At 69.3% G+C, this 7,781-nt stretch carries 6 protein-coding genes; all 6 read left to right on the forward strand.

All coding sequences use genetic code 11. From position 1 onward, the window contains the following. Positions 1-329: 329 nt before the first annotated feature. The 6 genes from AB0G02_RS23615 to AB0G02_RS23640 all read left to right on the forward strand — a co-directional run bounded on the left by AB0G02_RS23615 (position 330) and on the right by AB0G02_RS23640 (position 7,735). A complete protein-coding gene (locus AB0G02_RS23615; RefSeq protein ID WP_360797639.1) occupies positions 330-2,498 on the forward strand; it encodes a pectinesterase family protein in 2,169 nt (722 codons plus the stop codon). Next, positions 2,495-3,370, forward strand: a complete 876-nt coding sequence (locus AB0G02_RS23620) for a sugar ABC transporter permease (protein ID WP_360797640.1) — start codon at positions 2,495-2,497, stop codon at positions 3,368-3,370. The genes AB0G02_RS23615 and AB0G02_RS23620 overlap by 4 nt, the downstream gene beginning before the upstream one ends. Beyond that, positions 3,367-4,275 (forward strand): carbohydrate ABC transporter permease, encoded by a 909-nt coding sequence (locus tag AB0G02_RS23625; protein ID WP_360797641.1) that lies wholly within the window; start codon positions 3,367-3,369, stop codon positions 4,273-4,275. The genes AB0G02_RS23620 and AB0G02_RS23625 overlap by 4 nt, the downstream gene beginning before the upstream one ends. Positions 4,276-4,283: 8 nt before the next feature. Continuing rightward, a complete protein-coding gene (locus tag AB0G02_RS23630; protein ID WP_360797642.1) occupies positions 4,284-5,567 on the forward strand; it encodes a sugar ABC transporter substrate-binding protein in 1,284 nt (427 codons plus the stop codon). Then, a complete protein-coding gene (locus AB0G02_RS23635) occupies positions 5,564-6,715 on the forward strand; it encodes an enolase C-terminal domain-like protein (protein WP_360797643.1) in 1,152 nt (383 codons plus the stop codon). The genes AB0G02_RS23630 and AB0G02_RS23635 overlap by 4 nt, the downstream gene beginning before the upstream one ends. Before the next feature lie 81 nt (positions 6,716-6,796). Further along, complete coding sequence (locus AB0G02_RS23640) at positions 6,797-7,735, forward strand: right-handed parallel beta-helix repeat-containing protein (protein ID WP_360797644.1); 939 nt, start codon at positions 6,797-6,799, stop codon at positions 7,733-7,735. The last annotated feature ends 46 nt before the right edge of the window (positions 7,736-7,781 follow it).

A 7,781-nucleotide genomic window follows, 5' to 3' on the forward strand; every position in this document is an offset into this window, starting at 1 on the left:
GGCCCACCCCCCCCCCCCGCGGGGGGCCCGCCCGCACCCCCGCCTCCGCCCGGGCGGTCTCACCCCCCGCCCCCGCGCCCCCCCGACGCCCCCCCCCCGCCACCGGGTCGGGGGCGACGTCGTGTCGACGGCCCGCGCCCGGTCGAATTCGATTCGAATTCGACCACAGGTCGAACTCCACCGTCGAACGGCAATCGAATGAGGTCACGTCGTTGACGTGCGGCCGACACTTTCGTAATACTCTGTTCGCACTTCTGGATAGAGTTCACATTTATGAACAAATTCGCCGGGGAAGGCCCCTCGCCATGCGGATACTCAGTACTGCGCTCGTGCTTTCCTGCGCCCTCGGCGTGATCGCGGCGGCACCCGCGCACGCGAGCCCTGACCTGGGGAAACAGGTTCTCCAGCCCGGTGACGGCTGGGCTTCGAGCGGCACCGGCACCACCGGCGGTTCGGCCGCGACCACCGAACACGTCGTGCGCACGGCGGCGGAACTGAGGGCCGCCCTCGCGGCTCCCGCGCCCCGCCTCATCAAGGTGCGCGGCGTTATCGACGTCAGGGCCGATTGCGCGACCTACGCCACCGACGGCTACACGCTGGCGGGCTATTTGGCCGCGTACGACCCCGCCGTTTGGGGGCGTGACACCGAACCGAGCGGCCCGCTGGAGGACGCCCGCGCGGCGTCCGGCCGCAGGCAGGCGGAGGCCATCGCCTTCAACGTCGGCTCGGACACCACGATCGTCGGGGACGGCAAGGGCGCGGGCATCACCGGCGGCAACGTCCGGGTGCACGGCGTGCAGAACGTCATCATCCGCAACCTCACCTTCCGCGACACCCGCGACTGCTTCCCGCAGTGGGACCCCACCGACGGCGCGACGGGAAACTGGAACTCCGACTACGACGCGGTGTCCCTCCAGCGCGCCACGAACGTGTGGGTCGACCACAACACGTTCACCGACCAGCCGTACCCGGACAGCACGTTGCCGGACTACTTCGACCGCCCGTTCCAGCAGCACGACGGCGCGCTCGACATGACCAACGGCACCGACCTGGTCACCGCCTCGTACAACCTGTTCGCGGACCACGGCAAGACGATGCTCATCGGCTCGTCCAACACCTCGACCACCGACCCCGGCAAGCTGCGGGTGTCGGTGCACCACAACATCTTCCGCAACGTCGAGGAACGCCTGCCCCGGGTCCGGTTCGGCCAGGTGCACGTCTACGACAACCTGTACGAGCCCGGCGCGACGTTCAACTACGCGTGGGGCGTCGGGGTGCAGTCGAAGCTGTACGTGCAGAACAACTACGTCAAGCTCGCCGGCGGCGGCTCGGTCGAGCAGCTGATCCACAACTGGGGCGGCACGGCCATCACCGAGGTCGGCACGCTGGTCGACGGACGCCCGGTGGACGCGCTCGCCGCGTTCAACGCGGCCAACCCGACCGCGCAGCTCGGTGACGACGCCGGGTGGACGCCCGCGTACACCCGCGGCCTGGAGCCCGCCGAGCGGATCAAGAACCTGAAGGCGGGCGCCCAGGCCCGCGACCGGTTCCACGTGGCCAAGGGCACCGACTTCGACACCGTGCAGGCCGCGATCGACGCCGCACCGCCGGGCACCACCATCACCATCGGCAAGGGCGTGTACCGCGAGGTCGTCCGGGTGCCCGTGACGAAGCCGGACCTGACGCTCAAGGGCTCCACGGGCACCGCCCGCGACGTCGTGATCGACTACGACAACGCCAACGGCACGAAGAAGCCCGACGGCACGACCTACGGCACCACCGGCTCGGCCACCGCGACGATCGAGGCGGACGGGTTCACCGCGCGCGACCTGACGTTCAGCAACTCGTTCGACCGGGCCGCGCACCCGGAGATCACCGGCACGCAGGCCGTCGCGGTGAAGGCGACGGGGGACCGGCAGTACTACGACCGGGTCCGGTTCCTCGGCCACCAGGACACCCTGTACGCCGACACGCGGGCCGTCGGCACCCGGGCCCGCCAGTACTACCGGGGCGGCGAGGTCGTCGGGGACGTCGACTTCCTGTTCGGCCGCGCCACCGCGGTGTTCGACCGGATGACCATCAGGGCGCTCGACCGCGGCGGCGACCACGCCGGGGGAGGGGTGGCGGGCTACCTCACCGCCGCCAGCACGCGCCGCGACAACCCGCACGGGTTCCTGATCACGAACTCCACGATCGTCAGCGACGCGCCCGCGGGCACCTACTACCTCGGACGGCCGTGGCACCCCGGTGGCGACACCGAGGCCATCGCCTCCGTCGTCATCCGCGACTCGAAGCTGCCCGCCGCGGTGAAGGCCGCGCCGTGGACCGACATGTCCGGGTTCTCCTGGCGCGACGCCCGGTTCGCGGAGTTCCGCAACTCCGGCGCGGGCGCCCACCCCGGAGGGGACGACGCCGGCGCGGACCGGCCGCAGCTCACGGCGGAGCAGGCCGCGCAGCACACCGTGCGCGCCTACCTCGGTGACTGGAACCCCGCATGAGGACCCGCACCTGGGCGCCCTACGCCCTGATCGCACCGACGCTGGTGCTGATGGCGATCTTCCTGGTCTACCCGATCGGGAGCGTCGTCTACTACAGCCTCCAGCGGTACAACGTCACGCAGCCGTGGAAGAACGGCTTCGCGGGGCTGGACAACTTCACCCGGATGCTGTTCGACGACCCGCTGTTCTGGCAGAGCCTCGCGTTCAGCGCCAAGTGGGTGGTCGTCGAGGTCGGGCTGCAACTGCTGCTCGGCCTGGTGCTGGCGCTGATCGTGAACGAGACGTTCATCGGTCGGGGCGTGGCGCGAGCCATGGTGTTCTCGCCGTGGGCGGTGTCCGGCGTGCTCACCACGGGCATCTGGATCCTGCTGCTCAACCCGTCCACCGGCGTCTTCCAGGTGCTGTCGCAGTGGGGCATCGGCTCGCCGGGCACGTCCGTGCTCGGCAACCCCGACACGGTGTTCGACGCCCTCGTGGTGACCGAGCTGTGGCGCGGTGTGCCGTTCTTCGCGATCCTGCTGCTGGCCGACCTCCAGAGCATCCCCAAGGACCTCTACGAGGCGGCGTCCGTGGACGGCGCGAGCCGGTGGCGGCGCTTCACCAGCGTCACCCTGCCGCACCTCAAGGACGCGATCATCCTGTCGACGCTGCTGCGCGCGGTGTGGGAGTTCAACAACGTCGACCTCATCTACACGCTGACCGGCGGCGGTCCCGCGAACCAGACCACCACGCTGCCGCTGTACGTCGCCAGGCAGGCCGTCGACTCGCACAACTTCGGGTACGGCTCGGCGCTCACCGTCGCCGGGTTCCTGATCCTGTTGTTCTTCTCGATCGTCTACCTGCGGGTGTCGAAGTTCGGGAGCCGTTCATGACCGAGACCCTGGGCAAGACCGACACCCTGGTGCGGGAGGTCGCCGGCACCACGCACAGCCCGCCGCCGACCAGGCGCCGCCGCCGGGCCGTGGCCGAGGAGCCGGGCAAGCGCTGGCTCATCCACGTGCCGCTGGTGGTGTACCTGCTGTTCACGGTCGTCCCGTTCTACTGGATGCTGGTGTTCGCGGTCCGGCCGACCGGCTCCACGCAGCTCGTGCCGTGGCCGATCACGTTCGAGCACTTCGACACCGTGTGGAACGACATCGGGTTCGGCGTGTTCTTCTACAACAGCGTGGTCATGGGTCTGGGCGTGCTGGTGTTCGTGACCGTGCTGTCGGTGATGGGCGGCTACGCGCTCGCGCGGTTCAAGTTCCGCGGCCAGCGGCTGTTCCTGCTGGCGATGCTGTGCAGCCAGTTCATCCCCGGCGCGATGATGCTCATCCCGCTGTTCGTGATCTTCAAGGGTGCCGGGCTGCTCAACAGCATCACCGGCCTGGTCATCGCGGAGGTGGCGTTCCAGCTGCCGCTGTCGCTGATCCTGATGAGCGGGTTCGTGCGCAACATCTCCGTGGAGCTGGAAGAAGCCGCCATGGTCGACGGCTGCTCGCGCCTGCGGGCGTTCTTCGCGGTCGTGCTGCCGCAGCTCAAGCCCGCGCTGGTGGCCGTCGGGTCGTTCGCGTTCATCGGCGCCTGGAACAACTTCCTGTTCGCGTTGATGTTCGCGACGCGGCAGGACAAGTTCACCCTGCCGGTCGGCCTGAGCTACGCGCTGGGTGAGTTCAACACCGACTTCGGTGCGCTCGCCGCCGGTGGCGTGGTGGCGGCCGTGCCGGTGGTCCTCGTTTTCGCCGTCGTGCAGCGGTTCCTGGTGCAGGGGCTCAGCGCCGGGGCTGTCAAGGGATAGGGAGCATCATGAGAAAACTGCTGGTCGTCGTGGCCGCCGCCGCGCTGGCGCTGACCGCCTGCGGGTCCGAGGACGCGGGAGGTGGCGGCAAGGCCACCATCACGTTCTGGGACAACAACGGCGGCCCCGGCCGCACGCCGATCTACGAGGAGCTGATCAAGCGGTTCGAGTCGACGAACCCCGACGTGCACGTCGAGTACGTCGGCATCCCCAGCGCGTCGGTGCAGCAGAAGTACGACACCGCCATCGCCGGCGGTGAGACGCCCGACGTCGGCGGCGTGACCACCTCGTACCTGTCGAACCTGGTCGGCCAGGACGCGCTGCTCCCGCTCGACGACCGCATCACCGGCGGCCCGCTGAAGGACAAGCTGCTGCCCTCGCTGGTGGAGACCGTCCGCCAGACCTCGCCGGACGGCAAGCTCTACTCGGTGCCGACCTCCGGCAACATGGACCTCATCTGGTACCGCACCGACCTGTTCCAGGCCGCCGGGGTGGAGCCGCCGAAGACGTGGGACGAGTTCGTCAACGCCGCCACGAAGCTCACCGACGCGGGCGCGAACAAGTACGGCTACACCATCCGCGGCGGCGCGGGCTCGGTGTTCCAGCTGATCACCGAGGCCTACTCGTACTCCGGCGTGGACAACTTCTTCAAGGACGGCAAGAGCACCCTGAACGACAAGGCCAACGCCGAGCTCGTCGACAAGGTCGCGGACCTGTACAAGAAGGCCACCCCCGAGGCCGACGTCAACAACAGCTACACCCAGATGGTCGCCCAGTTCACCGGCGGCTCGGTCGCGATGATGCACCACAACCTCGGCTCCTCCGGCGACGTGACCAAGGCGTTCGCGGACAAGGTCGCGGCCATCCCGCTGCCGGTCGGCCCGAACGGCAAGCGGACCGTCGTGCCCAACCCGACCGACGGGTTCGCGGTGTTCAAGAACAGCAAGAACCCCGACGCCGCGTGGAAGTTCGCGGAGTTCCTGGCCTCGTCGGAGTCGAACAGCTACTGGAACGAGAAGGTCGGCCAGATCCCGGCCAACACCGACGTGCGCTCGGCCGCGTGGATCGACACCAACAAGCCGGTGAAGATGGCGCTCGGCGTGCTGGAGGACCCGGACACGGTCATCGTGCCCGCGCCGGTCTACCTGCCGCAGTACTCCTCGATCACCAAGACCGACAGCGAGCCCCAGTACCAGAAGGTGCTCCTCGGGGAGCTGAGCGCCCAGCAGTTCCTCGACGACGTGGCGAAGAAGCTCACCGAGGCGCAGAAGGAGTGGGAGGACCGCAAATGATCGAGCGCGTCGAGGTGTCGGTGTTCACGACCACCGCGTGGACCGCGGTGGACCCGCACGGGCACCGGCACCCGAGCGCCGAGCACGAGGTCCGCGAGGCGCTGCTGGAGGTGACCGACTCCGACGGTGCCGTCGGGCGCGTGCAGGTGCACCCCGACCAGCTGCGGCCCGCCGTGCTCGACTCGATCGTGCGGCCGGTGCTGCTCGGCGCCGACCCGTGGGACCGGGAGCTGCTGTGGCGGAAGATGGCGCGCAAGCAGCGCGGCTCACATGGCCGGTTCACCGACCGGGCGCTGGGCTACGTCGACACCGCCCTGTGGGACCTGGTGGGCAAGCTGGCCGGGCAGCCGGTGTGGAAGCTCCTCGGCGGCGCCCGGTCCCGCATCCCGGCCTACGCCAGCACCATGTGCGGTGACGAGATCCCCGGCGGGCTGAGCACGCCCGGCGACTACGCCGAGTTCGCCAAGAACCTGGTCGAGCGGGGCTACCGGGCGATCAAGCTGCACACCTGGATGCCGCCGGTGCCCGGTGCGCCGAACGTGCGCGCGGACATCGCGGCCTGCGAGGCGGTGCGCGAGGCCGTCGGCCCCGGCGTCGAGCTGATGCTGGACGCGAACCACTGGTACTCCCGCACCGAGGCGCTGGAGCTCGGCCGGGCGTTGGAGGCGCTGGACTTCTACTGGTTCGAGGAGCCGATGGAGGAGGCGTCGACCAGCTCCTACCGGTGGCTGGCCGAGCAGCTGTCCATCCCGGTGATCGGCCCGGAGGTCGCCTGGGGCAAGCACCTCAGCCGCGCCGAGTGGATCACCTCCGGGGCGTGCGACATCCTGCGCGCCGGGCCGACCGACGTCGGCGGCATCTCCCCGACGGTGAAGGCACTGCACCTGGCCGAGGCGTTCAACATGGACTGCGAGGTCCACGGCGACGGCTCGGCCAGCCTGGCCGTGCTCGGCGGCACCGACAACGGCCGCTGGTACGAGCGCGGCCTGCTGCACCCGCTGCACGACTTCGACCGCGTGCCGCCGCACCGGCTCACGGCCGCCGACCCGCTCGACGAGGACGGGCACGTCACCATGACGTCGTCTCCCGGCCTCGGTGACGAGTTCGACGTCGAGCACATCCGCGAGCACACCGTGGAGAGGTGGTGATTCCGGTGTAGCCCCCAGTCCGCCGTCACGTCCCACCGCCGCCGGTTCCCTTTTCATCCACAGTCGTATGGAGGAAACCGCATGTCCCGCAAGATCTCCCGCGCGCTCGTCGCGGTCACGGCCCTGACCGTGTCCGCGATCATGGCGCCGTCGGCCGACGCCGCGAGCTTCAACCTGGAAGGTTGGGGAACGCAGTGCGGTGGCACCACCGGTGGCGCCGGTGGTGGCACGGTGACCGTCAGCGACGCCACGGCGTTCACCAACGCCGCCAAGTCGACCGCCACGCAGACCATCCGCGTCTCCGGCACGATCACGTTGTCCAGCATGACGAAGATCGCGTCGAACAAGACCGTCATCGGGGTCGGCTCGGGCGCCACCATCACCGGGCAGGGTCTCAACGTCGCCAGCGCGTCCAACGTCATCATCCGGAACCTGAACTTCAGGGACTGGGGCGACGACGCGATCAACGTCCAGTACTCGACGAGGGTCTGGATCGACCACAACAGCCTGCGCAACGGCTACGACGGCGCGATCGACATCAAGCGCGCGTCCGACTGCGTGACCGTGTCGTGGAACAAGGTCAGCGCCCACGACAAGACCATGCTGCTGGGCCACAGCGACGACAACGGCAGCGAGGACCGCGGCAAGCTGCGGGTCAGCTACCACCACAACTGGTTCGACGGCACCAACCAGCGCCACCCGCGGGTCCGCTTCGGCAACCCGGTGCACGTCTACAACAACTACTACGGCGGCGTGACGTCGTACGGCGTGGCCTCCACGCAGGAAGCCGGCGTCCTGGTCGAGTGCAACTACTTCGAGAACACCCGGGACCCGTTCCACCGCGGTGAGGGCGACTCCGACCCCGCGAACCTCGTGGCCCGCAACAACTACATGGTGAACTCGGGCGCGGGCGACCAGGGCGGTTCCGTCAAGTCGATCCCGTACGGCTACTCCCTGGACTCGTGCTCCAGCGTGAAGTCGGTCGTGCAGAGCGGTGCGGGCACCGGCAAGGTCTCGTAACGCCCGTTCCGGAACAGGCGGTCCCCGGCGCCCTCTCCCAGCCGGG

The sequence above is a fragment of the Actinosynnema sp. NPDC023658 genome (assembly GCF_040639995.1).
Classification (GTDB): Bacteria; Actinomycetota; Actinomycetes; order Mycobacteriales; family Pseudonocardiaceae; genus Actinosynnema.

What these genes read in the sequence shown, in the direction of transcription:
- AB0G02_RS23620 (WP_360797640.1), top strand. Translation starts at nt 2,495, where the DNA reads ATGAGGACCCGCACCTGGGCGCCCTACGCCCTGATCGCACCGACGCTG.
- AB0G02_RS23625 (WP_360797641.1), top strand. Translation starts at nt 3,367, where the DNA reads ATGACCGAGACCCTGGGCAAGACCGACACCCTGGTGCGGGAGGTCGCC.
- AB0G02_RS23630 (WP_360797642.1), top strand. Translation starts at nt 4,284, where the DNA reads ATGAGAAAACTGCTGGTCGTCGTGGCCGCCGCCGCGCTGGCGCTGACC.
- AB0G02_RS23635 (WP_360797643.1), top strand. Translation starts at nt 5,564, where the DNA reads ATGATCGAGCGCGTCGAGGTGTCGGTGTTCACGACCACCGCGTGGACC.
- AB0G02_RS23640 (WP_360797644.1), top strand. Translation starts at nt 6,797, where the DNA reads ATGTCCCGCAAGATCTCCCGCGCGCTCGTCGCGGTCACGGCCCTGACC.